Origin of the sequence: Vibrio sp. YYF0003 (assembly GCF_036350715.1) — a bacterium.
Classification (GTDB): domain Bacteria; phylum Pseudomonadota; class Gammaproteobacteria; order Enterobacterales; family Vibrionaceae; genus Vibrio; species Vibrio natriegens.
Window position 1 is genome coordinate 688,959 of the sequence record NZ_JAZDWA010000001.1, and the last position, 23,124, is coordinate 712,082.

The 23,124-nt window shown below is 42.7% G+C and carries 18 protein-coding genes; 3 read left to right on the forward strand and 15 right to left on the reverse strand.

Annotated features, from left to right (window positions below; all coding sequences use genetic code 11):
- Positions 1–148: 148 nt before the first annotated feature.
- Complete coding sequence (locus tag V1U08_RS03025; RefSeq protein WP_330469886.1) at positions 149–1,090, forward strand: sugar-binding transcriptional regulator; 942 nt, start codon at positions 149–151, stop codon at positions 1,088–1,090.
- Between the two features lie 192 nt (positions 1,091–1,282).
- Here V1U08_RS03025 and V1U08_RS03030 read toward each other — a convergent pair whose 3' ends face one another.
- The 7 genes from V1U08_RS03030 to V1U08_RS03060 form a co-directional block, all read right to left on the reverse strand.
- Positions 1,283–1,894 (reverse strand): NAD(P)H-dependent oxidoreductase, encoded by a 612-nt coding sequence (locus tag V1U08_RS03030; protein WP_155759630.1) that lies wholly within the window; start codon positions 1,892–1,894, stop codon positions 1,283–1,285.
- Positions 1,895–1,984: 90 nt separating this feature from the next.
- Entirely contained in the window at positions 1,985–2,482 is a 498-nt protein-coding gene (locus tag V1U08_RS03035; protein WP_065303789.1) for a (R)-mandelonitrile lyase, read from the reverse strand.
- Between the two features lie 14 nt (positions 2,483–2,496).
- Positions 2,497–3,213: a carboxymuconolactone decarboxylase family protein gene (locus V1U08_RS03040; protein WP_330469887.1), complete on the reverse strand. Its 717-nt coding sequence runs from the start codon at positions 3,211–3,213 to the stop codon at positions 2,497–2,499.
- Positions 3,214–3,621: 408 nt separating this feature from the next.
- On the reverse strand, positions 3,622–3,972 hold the full coding sequence (locus V1U08_RS03045) for a cyclophilin-like fold protein (protein WP_239949363.1): 351 nt from the start codon (positions 3,970–3,972) through the stop codon (positions 3,622–3,624).
- A 161-nt stretch (positions 3,973–4,133) separates the two neighbouring features.
- The gene (locus tag V1U08_RS03050) at positions 4,134–5,300 is read right to left on the reverse strand and encodes a MalY/PatB family protein (protein ID WP_330469888.1); all 1,167 of its coding nucleotides are present in this window, start codon (positions 5,298–5,300) and stop codon (positions 4,134–4,136) included.
- On the reverse strand, positions 5,300–6,193 hold the full coding sequence (locus V1U08_RS03055; RefSeq protein WP_330469889.1) for a DUF3737 family protein: 894 nt from the start codon (positions 6,191–6,193) through the stop codon (positions 5,300–5,302). Before V1U08_RS03055 ends, V1U08_RS03050 begins: the two co-directional genes overlap by 1 nt.
- A 364-nt stretch (positions 6,194–6,557) precedes the next feature.
- Positions 6,558–7,187, reverse strand: coding sequence for a carboxymuconolactone decarboxylase family protein (locus V1U08_RS03060; RefSeq protein WP_330470229.1), 630 nt, complete (start codon positions 7,185–7,187; stop codon positions 6,558–6,560).
- 425 nt (positions 7,188–7,612) lie between these two features.
- On the opposite strand from V1U08_RS03060, the gene V1U08_RS03065 reads away from it, so the two are divergent.
- Positions 7,613–8,524: an AraC family transcriptional regulator gene (locus V1U08_RS03065; protein ID WP_014234541.1), complete on the forward strand. Its 912-nt coding sequence runs from the start codon at positions 7,613–7,615 to the stop codon at positions 8,522–8,524.
- A 147-nt stretch (positions 8,525–8,671) separates the two neighbouring features.
- Here the strand turns inward: V1U08_RS03065 and V1U08_RS03070 are convergent, their stop codons facing one another.
- The 8 genes from V1U08_RS03070 to V1U08_RS03105 all read right to left on the reverse strand — a co-directional run bounded on the left by V1U08_RS03070 (position 8,672) and on the right by V1U08_RS03105 (position 21,929).
- On the reverse strand, positions 8,672–10,123 hold the full coding sequence (locus V1U08_RS03070; protein WP_330469890.1) for a glycoside hydrolase family 32 protein: 1,452 nt from the start codon (positions 10,121–10,123) through the stop codon (positions 8,672–8,674).
- A 177-nt stretch (positions 10,124–10,300) separates the two neighbouring features.
- The gene (locus tag V1U08_RS03075) at positions 10,301–11,956 is read right to left on the reverse strand and encodes an ABC transporter ATP-binding protein (protein WP_330469891.1); all 1,656 of its coding nucleotides are present in this window, start codon (positions 11,954–11,956) and stop codon (positions 10,301–10,303) included.
- Between the two features lie 22 nt (positions 11,957–11,978).
- Positions 11,979–13,058 (reverse strand): ABC transporter permease, encoded by a 1,080-nt coding sequence (locus V1U08_RS03080; protein ID WP_014234544.1) that lies wholly within the window; start codon positions 13,056–13,058, stop codon positions 11,979–11,981.
- 9 nt (positions 13,059–13,067) lie between these two features.
- Complete coding sequence (locus V1U08_RS03085) at positions 13,068–14,066, reverse strand: ABC transporter permease (protein WP_038884521.1); 999 nt, start codon at positions 14,064–14,066, stop codon at positions 13,068–13,070.
- 49 nt (positions 14,067–14,115) lie between these two features.
- The gene (locus tag V1U08_RS03090; protein ID WP_014234546.1) at positions 14,116–16,176 is read right to left on the reverse strand and encodes an ABC transporter substrate-binding protein; all 2,061 of its coding nucleotides are present in this window, start codon (positions 16,174–16,176) and stop codon (positions 14,116–14,118) included.
- A 744-nt stretch (positions 16,177–16,920) separates the two neighbouring features.
- On the reverse strand, positions 16,921–18,039 hold the full coding sequence (locus tag V1U08_RS03095) for a carbohydrate porin (protein WP_014234547.1): 1,119 nt from the start codon (positions 18,037–18,039) through the stop codon (positions 16,921–16,923).
- Positions 18,040–18,340: 301 nt separating this feature from the next.
- Complete coding sequence (gene melB, locus V1U08_RS03100) at positions 18,341–19,720, reverse strand: melibiose:sodium transporter MelB (RefSeq protein ID WP_330469892.1); 1,380 nt, start codon at positions 19,718–19,720, stop codon at positions 18,341–18,343.
- 91 nt (positions 19,721–19,811) lie between these two features.
- Positions 19,812–21,929, reverse strand: coding sequence for an alpha-galactosidase (locus V1U08_RS03105; protein WP_330469893.1), 2,118 nt, complete (start codon positions 21,927–21,929; stop codon positions 19,812–19,814).
- 293 nt (positions 21,930–22,222) lie between these two features.
- On the opposite strand from V1U08_RS03105, the gene V1U08_RS03110 reads away from it, so the two are divergent.
- A complete protein-coding gene (locus V1U08_RS03110; protein ID WP_014234550.1) occupies positions 22,223–23,122 on the forward strand; it encodes a helix-turn-helix domain-containing protein in 900 nt (299 codons plus the stop codon).
- The last annotated feature ends 2 nt before the right edge of the window (positions 23,123–23,124 follow it).

The window sequence follows — 23,124 nt, forward strand, 5'->3', positions numbered from 1 at the left end:
CCGTTAATTGGTTTTTTGTTCATTTGTGAGTAATTGATTGCTATTGCACTCACGCGAAGTTAGAGAGAAGATAGATGTTCTAGATACGATGACGAACTAAATATTGTCATCAAGAGAAACGCAATAAGCTGAATAATAAGGATAAAACGTGGCGAGAGATGATAGTTTTAAAACCGATCAGATGGTTCGCGCAGCCTGGATGTATTACATATCTGGTCGAAATCAGCGCGATATAGCATCTGAACTTGGCTTATCACGTCCAGTTGTCCAGCGCCTGATAGCAGCAGCGAAAGAAGAAGGGATTGTCTCTGTCGGCCTTCACCATCCGATCTCCACTTGTTTGGACTACGCAGAACTGCTTAAAGAGAAGTATCAATTGGTAGAGTGTAATATCGTGCCAACCATCAGCGATGATGAGACGCTTGATAACGTATCTTTTGGCTGCTTCCAGCTCATGTCGAAATACATGAAAGACCAGCAGAATCAGATCATTGGTATTGGCTCTGGTCTGACACTTAAAAAAGCCATTAACCGAATTGATTTTGAAGCACCAAACAGTAAATGTGTCGCATTAATAAGTGCTATGGGCATAGATGGCCAGTGTAATTACTATGATGATGTGCCACTGATTCTGGCGCGAAAAATTAAGGCAAATTACTTCCAATTGCCCGCCCCACGTTACGCGACCTCTACCGACGAATTCAAAACTTGGGCAAGTATGCGTGTATTCAAAGAAGTATCCAGCGTTGCCGACAGTGCGAATGTGATTTTCCTCGGTATCGGTTCATTGAGTAAAGCCAGCCCAATTATCAAAGACGGTTTCATCTCTGCAGATAAGGCAGATGAGCTCAATCAGCAAGGAGCGGTAGGCGAAATACTTGGTCGTTTTATCAATGCTGAGGGTGAGGTGATCGACTGCACCATCAACACTTTCATCACCAGTTACGATATACGTAACAATGATTGCCCTAGAATTGGCGCGGCTTGTGGGGAAGATAAACGCCCGGCTATTCTCGCCGCACTGAGAGGACACTGGGTGAATGGTTTAGTTACCGACGAAGCAACAGCGAGATGGTTATTAACGCAATAAGCGAATTTTCAGTTTAAGCCGCAGATCTATTCAGGTGTCGCCCGCACCCCGTTAAACCAGACTTTCAATTGTCCGCATAACGCTATCAATTTGCGGCTCAATTGAAAGTCTGCATCAAGACAACAACGTTTTCTTATTAGAAACACGAGAAGTTAATGTGTTGAATTAATGCGGTAGAAACGTTTAGCCAAATTAGTGTGTTAGCCTTTCTATCAACGCTTGTTGATATTCAGGTAATTTCGAACGAGAAACGGATTGAAATGCTAATGGCGTTAGGTAAGTCATACCTGCATGCAGCGCACTCGCTTTCATTGGTAAGAACACATCTTCTAGTTTAACGCCTATTCTGCCCGATTCCCCGTAGGTACTAGCACCACCAGCCGCAGTCGTCACCAACAGCATTTCTTTTCCCTGCCATAACCCAGGTCCTACACTCCCCCAAACATCATTCATGTAAGCTTTCATCATCGGAGTAATATTGAACCAATGGGTTGGAAACATAAATACAATGCGATCGTGTTCTCTCGTTAGCTCGCGCTCCTTTTGTGCATCGATGGCGCGAGTATCAAAACCATAAATAGTCTCTAGGTTTCGGACTGTGACTCCTTCAACACTTTCAGCAGCTTGCTGCATCCCCTTGGTCATCACTGACCTTTCTGGATAGGGATGTGAGACAATAACCAGCGTTTTTATATCCGTTTTATTAACCTGCTCTGCAGCGGACACAGCATTGATGCATGTAAGCCACAGAACTTGCAAGGCGAGAAAAAATCCAGCCTGCTTAATGACGCTATCCCATTTCATTTGCGCTGTTCCTAAAATTCTATCTTTCCACAGTTGTTGTAAAAAAATTAAGCCCAGCGAGCTGAGCTTAATTTTATTGATGCCAAGATTTTATTGACCAGCAGCGTATTGCTCGTCAGTCACTTTCTCTTTCCAGATAACATTTTTGCCATCTTTCGATGCTGTAACAACAAGGTGTGTCATTGGTGCATCTGGGGTCGCGCCGTGCCAGTGATCAATACCCGGTGGGCACCAAACGCTTTCGTTTTCGCTAAAGCGAATCACTTTACCATCTCGGGTACCAGTAAGTGCCACACCAGAAGTGACAATCATATGCTGGCCTGCAGGATGCATGTGCCACGCGGTACGAGCGCCCTTTTCGAAGGTCACATAAGCAGCGCTGTAATTCGCGACGTCATTTTCAGGGAATAGCATGTCCACTTTTACATTTCCTGTGAACAAATTTTCCGGCCCGTTAAAGGATTTAAGATCTTGTGCGCGATACGCTTGCTGGCTGCCTGCCGCATCGTCAGCAGCATTGGCAGTTGAAACCATTGCCGTCGATGAAACCATCCCTGCCAGTAGCGTTAATATGAGTTTGTTTTTCATAATCAAATTCCCTGTTATTTATTTAGGACCGAGTCCAGAACTTGTTGTGCGTTGTTAGCCACGTCTTCACCAACTTGCTTTTCAATGATGGTGATGAATTCTTTTAGCTCATCAACGGTTACATCGTTATTCATACTAATGTTGTAATGAGCTGCCAATTGGCTGTTTACACCTGGTATATTGGATAGAGTCGCAATCGTAGCGACTTCACGTTGCTTCCAAGTCAGCACATCACGAGCAAAAATGTCACCAAACAAATGAGATTTCAGGTATTCATCAATTTGAGGAGAGAAATCAAATAACGGCCCTTTTACTTCAACGCCGATAAGTTTAGTTTGGTTTTCTGCACCAAATTCAAGGCTGGTTTTATCTGTCGGTAGTGGCGATGACTCTGGACCAGCGACGTCTTCGATTCCATTACTCTTTCTTTCTTCAAGAACCTGCATAAATGCAGCCAATGCATTCAGGCTACGAGGGAAACCAGCATATGCGTATAGCTGACCCAGCACTTCCTTGGTTTCATTAATGGTTAAACCTGCGTCCAAGCCTTCGTTCAAGCTTACTTTTAGCTTCTCGATTTCACCACTGGCGGCAAACGCTGCGATCGGAATAATCGCCTTCTCTTTAGTATCAAAACCTTCTGCCGCCGTTGCGGTATTCATAGTCAATACCGCTAGCAAACTCGCCACCAAAATGGACCATTTACTGAAATATCTGTCTATACGAAACATTTGTGTCTCCCTATTCCCTTTGCATTTATGAGTACTTCAATTGCACTGTCTAAATATAAAGTTATCGCAAAATCTGCATACTACTTTGCCTAGAAGAGTTTAATTATTGCCTAATCTTCTATTAGGCAAACTCCACTAGAATTGAGATATAAATAAAAACATCATGTTACATTTGGAAACAATAATAACGCGACCATTGACTTGACTATTAAAATATAAAAACTACTCAATAAACAATTAATCGTTATTTATACTAGCTAGTCATTTAAATGTAGAAGTAAAAATCGTCTATTTAATTAAATAGTAATAATCAGGCGTAATTTCATTTATATCCCGTCTCACTGATTAACGTATAAAGGCCTGTTAATCTGTTTGATTAACAGGCCTTTATTTACAAAATTCAATATATTATTCACTAACCTCGATAGTGACTTTCATTGAGCCACCAGAAGTAAAGCGCGATAAATCGCCGTCAACTTTACCGAGGTTAATCAATCCAGATGCATAGCCAAAGTTTTTATAAAACACGACTAAGTTCCCCCAAGGCGCGTAGTAAGAAATGTCTCCCGCTTTGGAACTCACGCCAGCTGGTGCCCCTTCCTTGGTTAACTTCGATGGTAGGTAGGCTATTTTTTCAGTACTGGCGTAATCTTCCAACTCTAAAGTTAATGGTAGTTGGGCGATAAAATCTTGTGTGCTCGGGCTATCATTTAACGTCGCAGTGACGGTGCGATCATCAAATACAAAACGAATCTTCATTGTACTCTCCCCGGTAATAACTCCGCTCTCGGTCACGTTGCCGGAAGCGAAACAAATTTGGCTAATAAGTAATGCGGGCAACACTGTAAGCGTGGATAAAATGGTTTTGTGCCACTTCTTTAACAACATAGTAGTGATTCCCTTTTAGTTAAGTGACAGTTTTAGAGGTTACCTAAAACGCGTGCCATTCTCTGAAGCCCATCGAGTAGTTGCGCTCTCGGGCAAGCCATATTGAGACGAATGTAACCCTCGCCTTGGGTGCCGTAAACCGCGCCCTGATTGAGCATAAGAGCGCCTTCAGTTATCAGTTTTTCGCCGATTTCTGCGGAAGGCAAATCTAGCTGACGACAATCAATCCATGCCAAATACGTGGCTTCCTGCTGGATGACACTCAAACGTGGTAAGTGCTGGTTAATAAATTCAACGACAACCAAATAGTTCTGATGAAGATACTCTCTCAAAGCATCTAGCCAAGCTTCACTTTCGTTGTATGCCGCCATTAATGCTGATACGCCAAAAGGATTCACATCACAAACTTCATGAATATTTAATGCGCGATCGATTTTGTCACGTAGCTGTTTATCAGCAGTGATGATATTGGCGATTTGTAGCCCCGCGATATTGAACGACTTACTCGGAGAATTTGTCGTCACTGTGTTAGCAAGAAACTCATCCCCCAAGGCAGCAAAAGGCTGATGTTGAACTCCCGGAAACGTAAGATCACAATGGATTTCGTCGCTAATCACTTTGACACCATGTCTAAAGCAGATCTCACCCAATCTGGTCAGCTCTTCTTGTGTCCACGCACGGCCAACCGGATTGTGGGGGTTGCATAGAATCAGAACCTTCACATCAGATCGAGAAGCTTTTCGTTCAAGATCGTCAAAATCCATCTCGTAATAACCATCACGATTCACCAGCGGATTTTCAACAAGGTGGCATTCCATATTGCGAATCGAACTGAAAAAACAGTTATACGCGGGAGTTTGAACAATAACGCCATCACCCGGATTGGTCAGTGCTTTCAGGATAGCTGATAACGCAGGAACTACGCCTGACGTGTACTGAATCCACTCACGTTGGATGTGAAAGTTGTGTCTTTTACCGAACCAGTTAATAACCGCGGCGTAATAAGCGTCAGGGACTTTGGTGTAACCAAAAACGCCATGCTCAACACGTTGTTTCAATGCACTTACAATAGGTTCGGCAGTGCGGAAATCCATATCCGCGACCCACATCGGAAGAATAGAGCTGTTCCCCATGCTATCCCACTTAACACTGCCAGTCCCTTGTCGTTCAACAATTTGATCAAAGTTGAAAGATGACATTATGTTCTCACCTCAAATTCCGTTTCAATTGTGCATCCTCCTGGGTTCTTGCAGTTCTTATCAAAGATAATTTCTCCGATTGAGCGTGCTTTAATACAGCCAGATAAAGGATTCTTGATACTGATGATGTCGGAAACAATTTCAGCGTTCAATGTCGCGTATTCAAAACACAGATCCGTCTCTTCCATGACGCAATTTTCCATGATTAGATCTTGCGCGTAACACAACGGCTGCTCACCGCGAATGATGCAATTAACCAAGCGTAAATTTTTTGAGTGCCAACCTAAATATTCACCATCTAAGACGCTGTCGTATACCGTGACATTTTCTGTGCCCCAAAATGCGTCTTTAGAGTCCAAATACGCGTTGCGAATAGTGACGTTTTTAGCGTCTTGGAACGAGTAGTTTCCTTGTAGCTTGAAGCCATCAATTTCTACATTTTCACAGTTCATAAAAACATAGTCGGCGCCGCGCATTTCAACATTGTTTAAATTGACGTTATCACACATCCACAAGGTTTCTCCCGCATTCGGGAATCTCGTATTTTCGATAGTAAGATTCGAGACACGGCGAAACATTTTAGGCGCTTCGATCACGCAGTTATTCATCGTCAGGTTCTCGGAGTACCAGATAGCAGCTCGTGCGTATACCGTAAACAGGCTCTGCTCAATCAAGATGTCATTGCTATGCCAGAAGGGATATTTACCCATAAACTCACAGTGTTTAACCATGATATTTTGCGAATGTTTTAACGCTGATTCGCCCGGGTAAAATCGCACTTTATGCAGATATTTGTTTTCTTCAGCGTATAATGGTCTCTCACCTTCAAAGAAGGTGTCGCATAATTTTTCTTGCTGACAGAGTTGGTCTTGGATTGTTTTCGATAGTGTCATGGTACACCTGAACTTAGAAATTAAGGAATTAACGTTGGCAAACATTGCCAGTGCTTACTTATAAATGAACAGTAAATAGCTTGGAAACCAAGCGGGCACATTAATAAAACTCGTCAAATTATTTAATGTAGAGCGAAAGAAAATAAATATACTCTCAGCCACTCTAATAACTGAATAAAAAGGTAAGGAATACAAAAAGGCAGTGGATCAGTACACCTTACGCGAAACTTTAAAAAGTGATGACTACGTCACTGACAATCTTTCCTAAGATAATCTCCCATCAATTTGTAAAGTGGGAGTGTTTCAATGCTGGATTATAATATTTGCTACCAAATATAAACGTCGCAAATATTACTCATTTCCTTTAGCCTAAAATATTATCCAGAACTTGATCGGCATTTAATGCAACATCCTCACCACAGTGCTGTTTTAGTTCGCCAATAAACGTTTTCAACAAGGCTGGCGTGATACCATTATTTAAACTGATACCAAAATGTGCCTGAAGCTGGCCATTAACACCCTGCATATTTGCCAAGGCTGCTATCGTCGCAAGCTCTCGTTCTTTCCATGTCAGTACATCACGTTGGAAAATGTCACCAAACAGATGTGCTTTTAGGTACTGGTCAATTTCGGGGGCAAAATCAAACAAAGGGCCAGAGACAACTTGCCCAACTAACTGGGTTTGGTTTTTAGTACCAAAACTTAAACTGCTTTCGTCTGTTGGTAGAGGGCTTGCAGGCTCGCCTTCTGTATCAAAGATTCCTTGCTGCTTGCGCTCTTCTATAGCAGACATAAATGTCCCAAGCGCGTTGAGGCTTCTGGGAAAACCAGTGTATGCGTACATCTGTACCAGTATTTCTTTGGTTTCACTGATGGTGAGGCCAGCATTCAACCCTTCGACCAAACTCATCTTCAGCTTTTCAAGCTCACCACTTGCAGTGAATGCTGCTACTGGAATGATGGCTTGTTCTTTACCAGAAAAGTGTTCTTGCATGGTTCCTCCGAAGTTTGAATCAAAAGGCGAATCAATGTCCTGATACCCTTTGGATAACAAGACAGCAGGTTGTGTTGAAGGTAACAACATGTCTAAATCTACGCCTAAATTTAAAAACCCGTTAGCCTAATGATTGCCAATACTTGCCTAATTATCCAAACACCAATATTGACAAGAGAGCTAAAGAGGAGGTTTAGCCAATGCTTAACCCTAAGAAAATAAACTGTAATAGATTGTTATATAAAATATTTATACTAATTTAACGAACAATAAGTGCATGATAAACCGAGAGAGCAATCGAAAAAATCGTGATTGAACTATCAATAGCAAATTGCCTAATAATCTTTACATAAGGAAAATAGCTGTTATAACTAAATAGTCGAAGACAGAAGTAGTCCAACCCTTTGGTTGCCCGTGGAGTAGCAATGAACGATTCACAAAACACAAACGTAGCAGCATCAATCCTTGCTGAAAAAATCCAAAAATGGACCGGTGATGCCACACAATTTGATACTGAAATCCCAGGGCTTAGATTAAGTCGCTGGACAACGCCTACACCACCAACCAGCTACACTCACAACCCAAGCATCTGTCTGATTGCTCAAGGAAAAAAGCGTGTTTTTCTGGGTGACGATAGCTTCACGTATGATGCCAATCATTTCCTGATCTCGTCAGTTGATCTCCCTATCACTGCCAACATAATGGAAGCAAGCGAAGATGAACCCTACCTTGGACTGATAATGGAGCTGGATTTACAAGAGATTTCCCAACTCATTGTAGATAGTGAGTTTTCTTTTAAGACCAACAAGGAAGCACAGAAAGGTATTGCTGTAGGAGAACTGTCAGGCTCGCTACAAGATGCGTTTATTCGCCTTATGACGCTACTAGACGAGCCTGATAACATTAAGATCTTGGCTCCGGTAATCAAACGAGAGATTTTTTACCGATTATTAATGACTGAGCAAGGCGCACGATTAAACCAAATCGTGACGACAGGTAGCCATAGTCACCAAATCGCCAAAGCCATTGACTGGCTAAAGAACAACTTTGTCAAACCATTAAGCGTAGGCGACCTTGCAGCGTACAGTGGTATGAGTAAATCTGCTTTTTACACGCATTTCCGTTCAATGACATCGATGACGCCATTACAGTTCCAGAAGAAGTTGAGATTGAGTGAAGCACGTCGATTGATGCTGACAGAAAACTTAGATGCAATGGCAACAACATTTAAAGTTGGCTATGAAAGCCCTTCCCAATTTAGCCGCGAATACAGTCGCTTGTTTGGTGCGCCACCTTCAAAAGACATTAAAGCGCTGAAAGAAGCCAACATCTCTTAAACTTGTTTCTACTCAACCGGTTATCAAATAACAAAAGCAGGTGACAATTTAAACCTGTCACCTGCTTCAAGTTATGTTTGATTTATTCTAGATTTTTCGTACAACAATAATTTCCTGTACCATTTCTCTATATCATTGAAATTCTTTTCATTTAAAGAACGTTAAGCTTTCTACCATTCCCGTACCAAATGAACAGTAAATATCTATCGGTTTAACCTCCATAGGGAAGCTGAGCTCCGTAAAGCAGTATTCACCATCTTGTAGAAGAAGTTCGCTCGAGCAACGATCAACAATTAATGTAAATTGCAAACAGTCACTATCAGGAATAGTTAAACTGGTTTCGTGACTGAACATATTATTATAATTATCTTCACCCTCAGCACCCACTTTTCTAATCGTAGTTATAACAATACTTTTTTCGTCACGTTCAATATTATATGTTAAACATCTATTACCTAAAGGCGAAATAGAAATGGAACTTCCTCTATGCAAATACAACTTGCCATCTAATATCCCTGCATGATAGTTCTGAGATACAACTAAGCAATCTCCCGAATGGAGTGTTTTGTCGTGAGAAATAATGTTATCTCTTTCATTGAGCCATGGTTTAGGTAAAGAAGATAAAAGGCGCAAACCCGACTGAGTTCGTGACAGTTTTAAATCTCGAGGAACGCTCATTGCGCTTCGCCATGCCTGAGTTGGAACGTCGTTAGCGTACAACCAATTGCTCATCCAAGCGATTGAGGTACGACGACCATCTGTCACATCAGACCAAGTTTGGGCGGCATAATAATCTCGGCCATAATCAAGCCAGAGTACCGTTTCTGCATCGTGATGGTTGGTAAAGCGCTCTCCATCAAATTGACCGATAAAATATTGTGTGCCTGAGCCACCAGCATGGCTGCAGCGTTGTACACCTACAATCAAAACCCAATAGCAGACATCAGAACCTTCCAATTGGATGGGGAAAAGATCCGGACACTCCCAAGGCATCTCGTCATGTTTACCCTCTTTCAATCCAAAGTTAGAGGTTTTCTCCCACTGCTTAAGGTCTTTGGAACGATAAAAGCCTATCTCCTGCCCCTCTGTTACCACCATCACCCAGTGCTGGCTTTGCTCGTGCCAAATTACCTTCGGATCGCGGAAATCTTTTAAACCTGGATTAGGTAATATCGGATTGTCAGTAAGTTTATTCCAACTAAAACCACCATCTTTACTGTAAGCGAGGCTCTGCATTTGTTCACTGTCTCTGCCGTCATCATGGGCAATACACGCGGTGTAAAATGCCAGCACACCTGGCTGTGCTTCGTTGTCAAACAGGCCACTGGTATTACGCCAATCCACCACAGCACTGCCTGAAAAACACATGCCTTTTTCATCTGGAACCAACGCCGGAGGTAAGTGTTGCCAATTTCGCAGGTCAGCACTAACTGCATGCCCCCAATGCATAGGGCCCCACTTATTCGCATAGGGATAGAACTGATAAAATAAGTGGTATTCATTATTGATGTAAACCAAACCATTTGGGTCGTTCATCCAACCAAACGGTGGCGTAAAGTGCATTGTTGGACGAAAAATATCTTTTGCTAGTTGTTGCATGTTATTTATTTCCAGGGTTTAACCTTTACTATTTAAATAAAATCGAATAGCCATCCAAGTCATTCTTAAATTTATTTAAGGAATAAGTGTACGTTGAATTTATCTTTTAAATAAATTCAACGTACAGAATAACGATCATCTTGAATATAAAAACAGGATGTAAAATATAATTAATTGTTAAGCCGCTATTTCAAAAGCTGCTTTTATCAGTTTTTGCGTATATTCCATTTGTGAATTTTCTAGCACATCAATCGTTAAGCCTTCCTCTACGACTTCGCCATGCCTCATCACTAGTACTCGGTGACAAAGCGATTTGACTACTCGTAAGTCATGGCTAATGAATAAGTAAGAGATTCCACGTTTTTGCTGAAGCTGCTTAAGTAACTGGACGATCTGGTTCTGAATGGTTAAATCCAGAGCTGATGTCGGCTCATCTAATAAAATCACTTTTGGATCAAGAACAAGGGCTCTTGCAATGGCAATCCTTTGACGCTGACCACCAGAGAATTCATGTGGGTAGCGGTTGAGAATATTAGCGGATAGCCCTGCATCCAATAGCGCTTTTTCCAGTTTGAGTAAACGTTCACTCGGATCAGGATATAGGCCATTGACGATCAGTCCCTCTTCAAGAATCTGCTTCACCGACAGACGAGGGTTTAGCGATGAGAATGGGTCCTGAAATACCACTTGCAGCTCTTTGCGCAAAACGCGAAGCTGTTCGTTGGTAATGCTGTTCAGGCACTGCTCGTCATAATTGACTTTACCGTTGATGTCTCCAGAATTGAGTAGCTGGAACATCGCCATTGCGAGGGTCGTTTTGCCTGACCCACTCTCGCCAACAATACCCAGTGTCTCACCCCGTTTCAGGGAAACGGAAATATCATCCACAGCGACCAGTTTTTTCTCTGGTTCACGACTAAACCAACCTTTCTTACCTAATTTAAACTCCACTCGCATCTTTTCAGCATGCAAAATGACCGGAGAAGCCTGAGGCACAGGTGACGCAACGCCTTTTGGTTCAGAATCGATCAGCATTTTAGTGTAAGGGTGCTCAGCTTTGGTGAAGATATTCTCGGTTAATCCGTGCTCCACCACTTCGCCACGCTTCATCACGTAGATGTAGTCCGCAAACTGACGAACAATGGTTAAATCGTGGGTAATTAACAACACACTCATACCCGTTTTTTCTTGCAAGTTCTTAATCAGGCGTAAAATATTGGCCTGAACCGTCACATCCAGTGCAGTCGTAGGTTCATCGGCGATAAGTAAGTCTGGGTTATTGGTCAGCGCCATCGCGATCATGACTCGCTGACGCTGGCCACCAGAAAGCTGATGAGGATATTGGTCAAAACGTTCTTCCGGATGAGGAAGTTGAACTGCTTCAAAAAGCTCAATGGTTCGCTTTTTCGCCTCAGCTTTGGATATTTTCTGGTGGACCAATATCGCTTCACTGACTTGTTCACCAAGCGTATAAAGCGGGTTTAGCGAAGTCATCGGTTCTTGAAAGATCATTGAGATCTTATTTCCGCGTAGCTTCAACAACTGACGCTCGTTTGCTGCTGTGATATCCACATCACGATACGTTACCTTACTCTCGGCTCCGACTTGAGCATGTTTAGGTAATAACCCCATTAGCGATCGGGCTGAGACCGATTTACCCGATCCACTCTCACCAACCAGCGCGACCATTTCACCCGCTTTAATGTTGTAACTCACGCCTTTCAGTGCTTGCACCAAACCATCTTCGGTTTTGAAGCTCACATTAAGGCCTGCCACTCTCGCAATGGTTTGTCTGTTAGCCGCTTGACTATCAGGTGTATTTCTATCTTGCATAATCTTTCCTCAACATCAGCGGTTAATTAGAGTACGGGTCAACGGCGTCACGCAGACCGTCACCAAGTGCGTTAAAACCTAATACAGCAATTAAGATGAAACCAACGGGATAAAGCAGCCATGGATAAGAACCGATGGTTTGGAATTGTCCGGCTGCATTAAGCAATGAACCCCAGCTAAACATGGGTGCTTTTACCCCTACTGCCAAAAAGCTGAAGAAACTTTCGGTCAGTACGATGGTTGGCAGCATAATGGTCGCAAGAACAACTACGTTACTGGTGACGTTAGGCAAAATATGACGAAGTACAATACGCATATCTTTTGCACCTACCGCTTTAGCGGCACGGATGTAGTCCAGGTTTCGCATGGATAGGGCTTGCGCGCGAACCTGACGAGCAACAAATGCCCACTGCAGTGACGACAGGATAACGATGAGCATGATAAAGACACTCAGTGAATCGGCTGTTTTTGGTAACACCGCGATCAGCGCTAGATAGAGTGGCACCGCAGGGAATGCTAAAGCCAGCTCTGCAATACGCTGTACAACGAAATCGAATCGGCCACCATAATAACCAGACAGAATACCGACAACCGTACCGACAGAGACCACAACGAACACAACCGTAATCGCAAAGATCAACGTGATTCGACTACCGAAGAAACAACGAGCAAGCAGATCGCGCCCTAAGTTGTCTGAACCAAGTAGAAAAAGTGGTGAGCCGTCTTCTAACCCAACTAAATGAGTGTTAAAGCTCATACCCAAAAATTCGTATTCCCAGCCCTGATTAAAGAATTCTAAATGAATGCGACTGTCCTTATTTTCTGTGACGACGGGTAAAAACGTAACAGGGTCGAGATCCACGACTTTTTCGTAGACGAATGGACGTAAATGGAAATTACCTTCTGAATCGAAAAAGTGAATATTTGCTGGCGCGTCATAAATATTTTCACTAAAGCGCACCGTTGGATCGTTAGACGAAAAAAACGGGGCGAAAATAGACGTCAGGCCAAGAAGAGTAAGCAGAACTAAACTCATCAATGCCATTTTATTTCGTTTGAAACGTATCCAAACTAAGCTCGAGTAACTTTGTGATTGTTTCATGAGTACTACCTACGATAAACGAATTCTTGGATCTAAGATGGCTAACAATAAATCGGAGATTAGGTTGCCGATAATGAGCAAAGCAGCGACCAGCAACATAATCGTGCCGATAACATACGTATCCTGCTCTGCCATTGCAGAAATGATCAGAGGACCAATGGTTGGTATACCAAGAACCATCGCCGCTTCCATCTCGCCGGTAATCATGTAAGGCAATGCAACACCCTGATAAGAAATCAAACTATGTAAGGCATTCGGTACTGCATGTTTATAAATAACTTTGCTTTCACGTAGCCCTTTTGCACGTGCCGTTTCGATGTATTGCATTTTTAGAATATCGAGCAAGTTACCGCGCATCAGTCGAAGGTTGAATGCCATACCACCGAAGGCTGCAATAAAGATTACCGGCCAGATGTGAACCAAGGTATCGAAGAACTTATTCCAGGACATCGGTTCAAATAGATATTCGGGAGAGTTCATCGCGCCTATCGAACCAATGTCCCAGGCGAATATCATGAAATAAACGATAATGATGGCCATAACGAATCGAGGCACAGTCATAGCGATAAAGGACAATAACGTCGCCACTCTGTCCCCGATTCTATTTTGGTTAGTCGCAGCGAAAATCCCCGCAAACACCCCTAATAAAGTCGCTCCTATATGACACCCCAGCGCGATAAAAATCGTTCTTGGTAAACGTTCTCCAACAACGTCCATAACGGGTTTGTTGTAAGCAAACGAGTAGCCAAAATCAAAGTGGAAAACGATATTTTTTAACCAATTCGCGTACTGAGTCAGAACTGGTTCGTTTAAGCCATAACGCTCCCTGGCGGCATCCGCTAACTGCTGAGCCTGCTCCGGAGAAGCCCCGCCCATAGAAATCGCTTGGTTTTTAATTAAATCGCCGTAATCTCCATCTGGCAGTTGGATGATGACGAAAGTGATAGCACTAAGCACAAGCAGTAAACCGATAGTGCTAAGTATCCGTTTAGTAATAAATTCAATCATGTTACATCCCATATTCAGGCGGGAGATTGCTTCCCGCCTTATCCTTGTATTACTTCTTAGTATCAAGCTTGTACTCAGGAACCGTGTGTGGCTGCAGTTCTTTTAGCTGCTGATCTTGTGGTACCCAAAAACGTTCGCGCATGACGGCATCTTCGGCCCACTGGTATGCCGTGATTGGTGCGTTAGGCACGTTCTTAATACGCTTGTTAACGAGTAAAGCCCCTGGATAGGCGACCAAGCCGACGTGGTACACATTTTTGGTCATTTCATGGTTTAACTGACCAATAAGATCCGCTTGTTTCGCCGTGTCACGCTCAGCGAATATCTGATGAGCTAAGGTCACCATCTTTTCTTCAAACGGCTGAAGTACTTGCGGTTTATTTTCGGTACCTCGGTGCCATACCGGACCGCTCTGCGCAATTGGCGCTAACCACTCCATACGTTGCATTGGAACGATTAATTCTTTGTCACTGCGATTTAAGCGCCAGTCAAAATCTGCCGCATCACGCGATGAGTCACCCTGAACGCTATCGAGTAACCTTGGGATCAGCTTGATACCAATGTCAGACATCATAGAAACCAGATTTTCATTGAAGACTCCGTCCGCAGTACCGTTGCCGCTGTTTAGTACAATTTCAACGTCATCGCCGTTATTCACCTCTTTAGGGAAGTTCACAACACCATTGCCGTCAGTATCAACCAGCCCTAGTTCTGCTAAATATTGCTTAGACAAGCTTGGGTTGTATGGGTAATAAACGACATCATCTTCTCGGTAAAATGCTGTTTCTGGGTGTAAGCCACCCGCATATTCGGCAGTAAACGGACCTTTAACCAGTGCTTGCCCTAGGCTTTTTCTGTCTATGGCATGAGAAATTGCTTTACGGAATTTGAGGTCTCGATTCAGTTGTCTAATCGCCGCTTCTCGGTCATCGCTTACAGATAAAGTCGGGTTCATGTTCATCTGAATCTGGAACGCCAGGTTACGCGGCCCAAACATGGCTCGAGTTGGTGAATTAGGCGCAGCGAGTTTGCGTAACGTTTCAATATATATTGGCGGGTTTTCCATATTGGAAAAATCCGCACTGCCTGACATGGTCTCTAATGTTCGCGATTCCCACGTAGAAAGCTTGTAACGCATTTCGTCGATATAAGGCAGTTGGTTACCCGCTTCGTCCACTTTCCAGTAGTAAGGGTTACGGCGCAGAACAATAATCTGATCGTCTTTGTAGCTTACTGGAACCCATGGTCCCATCGTTACAGTAGGGACTTCATTGGCAGGTAACGCGTTGCTAAAATCTTCAAACGTAACTTTATCGTTATATTTAGGATGAAGTGGTTTGAGTATATGCGCCGGGCCTGGACAGAATGTCATAAAGGCCATGTTGTAAAGTGCCTGATTCTGAAATGCTTTCTCGAAATGCCAGCGAATGGTGTATTCGTCAACGATTTCTAGATTCGCCCCTTCACCCAATGCGTTTTGCGAAGAGAATGACGGAATTCTTGGTTCTAAAACCGTATCTTCCCAGTAAAAGCGTACATCTTCGGAAGTAAATGGTTCACCGTCTGACCATTTAGCCCCTTTAATCAGATGCATGGTTAACGCCTTACCATCCTCGGACCATTCCCAGCTTTGCGCCAGATTCGGCAGCACTTCCAGCTCATCAGGTTTGATCTGATACATCGGACCGGTGCGTGTTAAACATTGCTGCACGGTATAATTGATACCACCCCACCCTTGAGAGTGTGCAGCCGACCAGTTCCAACCCTGAGGTCGGCCACCAATAACATGACGAAGAACGCCGCCGTAAACACCGACGCCGTCAGGCATAGACGCCGTTTTTAATACCATAGGAACGTCGGGTAAGCGCTGTTCAACCGGCGGCAATTTGCCTGTTTTCACGTAATTATCGGTGAGCCATTGAGGCTCAGAGTAGTGGTCAAGTTTTTTGAACTCGACAATTTGATCAGGAGAAAAATATTCAATAGATAAACGATTTGGTATTTCCGAAGCCTTCGGAATTTTCGTCGCACCTTCTGGCAGCGTTTCCGATAATGCAGGAAAGCATATGCATACAATTGAGAGTCCTAATAGATGCTTCTTATAATTCATTATGCACGGTCCTTTAATATATGGATGGTAGAGTACGTGTTATTTCTTTTTGTTTATTCAAATTATCCGACTCTTGAATTATCATCAAATCCAGTTCTGCCCTCACATCACCAATTCTTACTTTTCCAGAGTAAATGGATTAATTCCTTACACAATCAAAAGCAACCACGAAAAAACCGATACTATGCAAGATATAGACTCAAAACAATCGCACACTCCAATACCTACAAACCGTGTTTACTTCACCTTTTCATTCTTACTTTTTAACATTAATCACCATAAAAATATTATGTAGATCACAATATTATTTATCTGGAATAGTCAGGTTTTTTATGTAGAAAAATGCCCCTCCTTGGCTCCCGTACAAGATTTGTATTAGTTATTAACAAAATAATAGACCGACGATGAGTATTTGATACTTATACATTCATATTTGTTCATGGATAACGCCTGAATCATGCAATGTTCGTGTGCGATTTTGACCTACAGGGCTTTTAGTCAATTAAAATGATGAATCAATTAAGGGGCTCAAGAAGAGAAGAAAAGATCTAAGCAAAGGAGAGTGTTAGTTGATGAAAAATATTAACGTGTAGATAAACAGTGTAAGTATTGACGATTATTAAGCAGAGGAAGGAGTTGTATAAGCTATGAGGTACTTGAACACAGGTAAACCACCAGATATAAGATGGACAAGCCATAGCTAATATCCAAGCTGGTATTAACTATGGCTAAGGTTATGTTAGTTTAGAACGCGTAGAACAAACGTACTCGAGCACCAAAATCGTCATCTTCTTTAAAATATTCATCAGATTGTGATTGAGTTAGCTTATTCGAAATACAGGTATAGTACGAACCTAACAGGATTGAGAAATCCTTAACGTCTAATACATCTCTCAAAGCATATGATGCGTAAATGGTTGATACTTCAACATTGCCATCCACCCATCCTGAAAGCTCTTTGTTGTCGTATTCGTTGTCTGCATACACATAGCCAATACCGACATTGTTCCAGAGCGCGTTGACGCCAGTACTAAAGTTGGTCTCATCAACTGCGTCCAAATAAGCAACATTGACGTTAACTGACCAACCATCGTTAGACCAGTTACCAGTTACCCCATAGCCAGTACGGTCAGAGATATCGACACCATTGGCCACAACTGCATTAGAAACTAAATTTGTTTCCATCGCAGCGGCTATGCGAAACTGGCCAAAATCGTAAGCGATAAGAGGACGAACTAAAAATGAGTCTTTGCTTTTATCGATTTCATTTCCATGATAGGTGCCATCAACACCATCCCTAAACAGGTTGGAGCGGTCGCCCATCATCGAACCCAGCTCAACATAGAGGTTGCCAAACGTCTGGTGATACATCAATTGGCCATCAGACCCACGGCCTCGAGCCTCTTTCAGTTGATAAGTGTATGCCCAGCCATCTGTGTAAAGGTCATTAGAGGTATCACCTGAGTACTCGAGAAATACATCCAACCCTACAGGGAACATATCTGCCCCTTCAAAACGACCAGCTTTTATTGCCCAGCCATCCTTTTTACCAAACTCAAAGTAAGCATCATCCAATACAACCTTACCAGTGCTTTCAAATAGTGGCTGTGCCTTAACACCGACAAAGTAATCTTTATCTGTGTATTTTTCGCCTGCAAATTCAATCAGCACACGACCGTCCTGGTTAAACTCTTGGTCACCTGACGCATTCGACTCGCGATCGCGGTAGTTAAAGTTTAATTCAACATTACCAGCAATAGAAAAGTTGCCTAGTTCATTATCAATGATCTTAACACCAGCATTTGCTGATAGTGCAAATGATACACAGACAGCGCCCAGAGATAGTTTAAATGTTCTGTTCATAATTTTACCTATATTTGTTTTTATTAAATCGTGGAATTTAAAAAATATAAATCCCGCCCTTTCGTAAAAAGACAATCTTTCCGTTACTGAATCAAATTCTGTTACTTTTATTATCTTATTTTAAATTAAATAACTTAGTGATTTTGTTATCCAACAAGTTAATTAATAATAAACAAGAAGCAGTGTTAATATAGTGATAATTCACTATTCGTTAGTTTAGGTAAGGTACTCGCTCGATTATAAAATTGTTATCCTTTTCCTCAATATTATTTAATCAGAGGGAAATTTACGGTTTATTTACTTAGTTGCTAAGCAATATTGGTCGTTTAAAGCCATATCTCTCCATCGCCGTTTCAATTTTGTTTTTATCGAAACCGTCATGAAGACGATAGAATTTTCGGTAAACAACGATACTGGCTATCATTAATAATGCCGGAAGCCCAATCATCATAAATTCCAAGCCTGCAATGGTTTCGCTACTTTGAACTGCATTGGGGATATACCCAACGAATGACAGGCCAACACCGACAACGAATCCGCCCGCTGCGCCTGCAAACTTAACCAACATAGTTTGTACCGAGAAAATGACGCTCTCGCTTCGGTGACCTGTCTTATATTCCCCATAATCGACAACATCAGCTAACATTACGGTCTGAAGTGCATTTACAATGCCCACACCATATGATTTCGCGGCAGCTCCTATGGCTATCAGAAGTACGCTACCAGGAACAAAAGCACGCATTACATACAATAGAACGCAAGATAAGACCGCAAGACCACATGCAATTAGCCATAGGTTTTTACGAGGGAATAACTTTGCTATATAAGGAAAAGTAATAACACCGATGAATTCAGCAATCCCTGACACCATCATATAGGTAGAAAACAATTCAGCCTTATTCAAAGCATAAGTGAAGTAGTAGATTGCAAAGCCTCCAAATATCATATTGGCAATCTGGAATGTCAGTACAGAACTGATTAATACTTTGAGTTGGTCATTAGACTTTAAAATATTAGCCACATCTTTTAAGTTAAATCTTTCCGTTGTTTTATCAACAGTCACACTCTCTTTAACATTTCTTGCGACTAAGAATGCGCTCATAATAAACAGCACGGCTATTAGCATTGCGAGATTGGAAAAACCTTCCCCCTGATCGCCGTTACCTAACTTGCCAATGATAGTCAGACCGTAAGTACCAGTTAGAAACCAGGCAAGACTGGCAAACATACGCGGCCAAATGACTAATTTCTCTCTTTCCTCTCGGGAGCTGGATAGTGCTGGTATCATCGACCAATACGGAATATCCATGATTGTGTAAGTTAAGCCCCACAAAATATAAGCCGCTGCGGCATAGATATAAAGAGGAGTGCCCTCAAACGTATGAGTGCGGAATAAAGCGATCAGAACGACGGCATTCAAAAGTGTTCCAATGACAATCCAAGGACGGAACTTACCAAATCTGGAGCGGGTGTTGTCTACTATCATCCCCATCATGGGATCTGTCACAGCGTCGATAATTCTCGCAGCTAAAAAGATAGTGCCGATAAAGCCTGCCGAGAGACCGGCTACATCGGTAAAGTAAAACATTAAAAAAATATAAATAGGTGCACAGGCGAAATCTTTACCTAATGCAGCAAGTCCGTAGGATGCTTTGGTTTTTATCGTTATTTGATTAGACATGTTACTACCCTGTTCTTTGTCTTCGGCATAATTGGCTACCAACGACATTTCATTGATAGCCAAAGCCGTTTTATTTATCCGAGATACCGAATCAATTTATCTTCTCGACTTTAATTAACATCGCAGTTTCTGGATCGAGTAGCGGCATGCTTAAACCAACCTCTTTGCACCACTCACCACTGAGTTCGCAACCAGCTTCAGTCCAAGGCGGCTGGAATACGACAATGTCGTTGTAATTTGCCGGCGCGTCCAAAACATAAATACGGTAAGTTGCTGAATCATCCAAGCCTAATATTCTCAGGTTGCCACTTAGTGAATGTGTTGGCATATCCAATTGAGCAACCATCACAACCGCTTCGGATTGATCTTCCGATACGACTGACATTATTTGATGCGAGCTATCATCGGTCGGGGTACGCCACATTTTCCCAGTATGTAACAGATCACGTAACTGCTTGTGTAGCGCGACATAACGAGCAAAGTTCGCTTTTTCATCACTATCTTCTTTCACCGGATCAAGCTCTATTCCCATATGGCCAAACAGTGCCGTCAATCCACGGAACTCAATACTATGACGGCGGCGAGTACAATGACATTTATCAGATCCAATATGGCTGCCCATCACTTCTGGCGGGAAGAAGTAACTCATACCACGCTGGATCCCTTGCCTTTCTAACGCATCGTTATTATCCGAGGGCCAGAAGCGGTCAGTGCGTTTCAAAATTTCGTAATCAATACGGCCACCGCCGCCCGCGCAGGACTCAATACTGACGTGAGGGAATTTGGCTCTTACCTTATCGACCAACTGGTAGTAACGCTCTGTCTGCTTGCGTCCAGATGCCACGCCATCATGCGCAGGCTGAACGATTTCTCGGTTCATATCCCACTTGATGTAGCGAATATTGTAGGTGCTTAAGAAATGATCCAATCGTTCGTATAGGAAGTTGAATGCATCATCGTTTTGCAAATCGATAACATGTTGATGTCTGCCTGTCGGTTGGTCATAACCATCGACAGCAAGTAGCCAATCCGGATGTTCGCGGTATAAATCTGAGTCTTTATTGATCATTTCTGGCTCAAACCACAAACCAAATTCCATGCCTAATGCATTAACGTGATCGACAACTGGCTCAAGGCCATTTGGGTATTTGCGCTCATCCAAGAACCAATCCCCTAATGCCGCTGTGTCATCATCGCGACCTCTGAACCATCCGTCATCAATGATAAAACGCTCCACACCCATTTCTGCTGCTTGCGAGGCCATTTCCATGATGTATTCAGGATCGTGGTCGAAATAGATCCCTTCCCATGTATTCAAATGCACCGGACGTAACTTCTTCTGAAAGTCTTCCGCGATGATCGAGTGTCTTACATGCGAATGGAATTGATGACTCATCTTATTGAGTCCGTTCTCACTGTAACTTGCATACAACCATGGCGTAGCGATGCTTTCCCCTTTTTCCAGCGCGACTTCTCCAGGAAAATAGATCACTTCAGCTTGCATCATACGACGACCATCCGTTTTTACATCGGCACGTAATCGATGGTTACCGCTCCAAGCAAAGTGGAATCCCCAAACATCGCCGTGTGTCTCACTAAAGTTAGACGCACCAGCAACCATTGCAGGATAGTGTTCATGGGAAGTTCTGCCGCGTCTGTTCTCTTGCTGATATCCATTATGCAGTAGTGGCTGACGTTGTGTTTGGAATTCTCTTGCCCAACGGCCGTGGAACGTCATCAGCTCATTAACTCTTACAGGTAATGGCATTGAGTTAGCAAAGCGATTGACGAAATATTGCCCGGACTTTAGGTTAGTTAAGGTATGACGAGTTTTAACCACATCAAATTCATCTAAGCAAATTTCCGTCAACAGTTGCAAACCAGCACGTTCATCTTCGCTCGTAAGACTGATTTGGTTATCACATTGTTGAATACTTTTTAAGAAGAATACTGGTGCCCAGTCCTGACCATTGCGGTGACCTTCTAAACCCGGGCTGCTGAATACACCACGACCAAGTTCAGGTAACGTTGTCATGGCTACGTCTTTATCTAAGCGCCCATGAGGTACAGGACGATGCAAAGCGGAGCGAAAGTTTTCTAAGCTGCCACTTAGTTTCTTACCCCAGTGTAGAATTTCTGCAAAGTCACCAACCTCAATAATAAGTTGGGACTCCGTTCCGCTTAACTCAACTAACTTTTTTTCTTTCATTCCATCTTACTCGACATGTGGCAAACGATTAACTTGCAGTCAAATTAAACGACTCTTCTTTTGTCATCAAATCGAAATAAACACCCACGTCACCAAACCTTACCTTTTAAGAGTCTTTAGATAAAAAGCAAAACCAAAAGGCATATTCCACCCCAAGCATAAAACCTCACAACCCCCTATAAACAAGACCACAAAGCCAATACAGATCACATTTCAAATAAGCACCATCTGATAGTCTTATCTCGAAAACTTACTTTATGGCACCCAATCAAACGCTACTTGGACAAATTTACATGCATAAATTAGAAGTATTTCAGTCTGAAAACATCAGCTATTTAGTCAATGATATGCGCTCAGCACCTCTAATTGATGTCGACACCGAGTTGAGTTTTGAGCAGCGCAAACCTTTTTACATGGCGGACTATCATTGGCACCAGCAAGTAGAAATCAATGTATTGCATAAAGGAACGCTCGAATACGCGATTAATAATGCCAACGTGCAAATATCGGCCGGAGAAATGGCGGTATTTTGGGCGGTGACGCCACATCGAGTGAGTAAAGTTAGTGACGACGCTCTGCTTGGCATCATCAATATACCTTTAAGTGCATTTCTCGGTTGGGTGTTACCCCAAGAGTTTGTCCAGCAAGTCATGCATGGCGGGGTTATTACGTCTCAAATAGATGGGGTTGTCAGCCTTGCCGAAAGTAACCGTTGGCTAAACTGCTATCACAGTGACAGTAATGTGAGAAGTGGAATCGTCAGTGACGAGGTCTGGTTAATGTTACGCCGCCTCTGCTCATTCGACTATAATGTGGAAATGTTCAGCTTCCTGCGTAACGGCTCCTCTCGCCACCCAAATGATACGGGTTATAAAAACGTGCAGCTCATGCTCGATTATATTGCTAAAAACCACAACAAAGACATCAAAGTCGATGACATTGCTGCCCATGTAAAACTGCATCCAAAATATGCTATGGGGCTATTTAAGAATATGCTGAGTGTCTCAATAAAACAGTATTTAATTATTATGCGCATCAACCACGCCAAAGTCTTATTGAGTAACACTCGAAATCCAATAAAGAATATCGCTAATGATAGTGGCTTTAAGCACCCCGGTTCCTTTTTTGCTGCGTTTAAGAGCCATACAGGTTTAACTCCTCAACAATTTAGGTCCGAAACTCAAATAATCTAAGT

Bases quoted from the DNA above. Each gene is read 5' to 3' on its own strand.
- V1U08_RS03030 (WP_155759630.1), bottom strand. From the start codon at position 1,894: ATGAAATGGGATAGCGTCATTAAGCAGGCTGGATTTTTTCTCGCCTTG.
- V1U08_RS03035 (WP_065303789.1), bottom strand. From the start codon at position 2,482: ATGAAAAACAAACTCATATTAACGCTACTGGCAGGGATGGTTTCATCG.
- V1U08_RS03040 (WP_330469887.1), bottom strand. From the start codon at position 3,213: ATGTTTCGTATAGACAGATATTTCAGTAAATGGTCCATTTTGGTGGCG.
- V1U08_RS03045 (WP_239949363.1), bottom strand. From the start codon at position 3,972: ATGAAGATTCGTTTTGTATTTGATGATCGCACCGTCACTGCGACGTTA.
- V1U08_RS03050 (WP_330469888.1), bottom strand. From the start codon at position 5,300: ATGTCATCTTTCAACTTTGATCAAATTGTTGAACGACAAGGGACTGGC.
- V1U08_RS03055 (WP_330469889.1), bottom strand. From the start codon at position 6,193: ATGACACTATCGAAAACAATCCAAGACCAACTCTGTCAGCAAGAAAAA.
- V1U08_RS03060 (WP_330470229.1), bottom strand. From the start codon at position 7,187: ATGCAAGAACACTTTTCTGGTAAAGAACAAGCCATCATTCCAGTAGCA.
- V1U08_RS03065 (WP_014234541.1), top strand. From the start codon at position 7,613: ATGAACGATTCACAAAACACAAACGTAGCAGCATCAATCCTTGCTGAA.
- V1U08_RS03070 (WP_330469890.1), bottom strand. From the start codon at position 10,123: ATGCAACAACTAGCAAAAGATATTTTTCGTCCAACAATGCACTTTACG.
- V1U08_RS03075 (WP_330469891.1), bottom strand. From the start codon at position 11,956: ATGCAAGATAGAAATACACCTGATAGTCAAGCGGCTAACAGACAAACC.
- V1U08_RS03080 (WP_014234544.1), bottom strand. From the start codon at position 13,058: ATGAAACAATCACAAAGTTACTCGAGCTTAGTTTGGATACGTTTCAAA.
- V1U08_RS03085 (WP_038884521.1), bottom strand. From the start codon at position 14,066: ATGATTGAATTTATTACTAAACGGATACTTAGCACTATCGGTTTACTG.
- V1U08_RS03090 (WP_014234546.1), bottom strand. From the start codon at position 16,176: ATGAATTATAAGAAGCATCTATTAGGACTCTCAATTGTATGCATATGC.
- V1U08_RS03095 (WP_014234547.1), bottom strand. From the start codon at position 18,039: ATGAACAGAACATTTAAACTATCTCTGGGCGCTGTCTGTGTATCATTT.
- melB (WP_330469892.1), bottom strand. From the start codon at position 19,720: ATGTCTAATCAAATAACGATAAAAACCAAAGCATCCTACGGACTTGCT.
- V1U08_RS03105 (WP_330469893.1), bottom strand. From the start codon at position 21,929: ATGAAAGAAAAAAAGTTAGTTGAGTTAAGCGGAACGGAGTCCCAACTT.
- V1U08_RS03110 (WP_014234550.1), top strand. From the start codon at position 22,223: ATGCATAAATTAGAAGTATTTCAGTCTGAAAACATCAGCTATTTAGTC.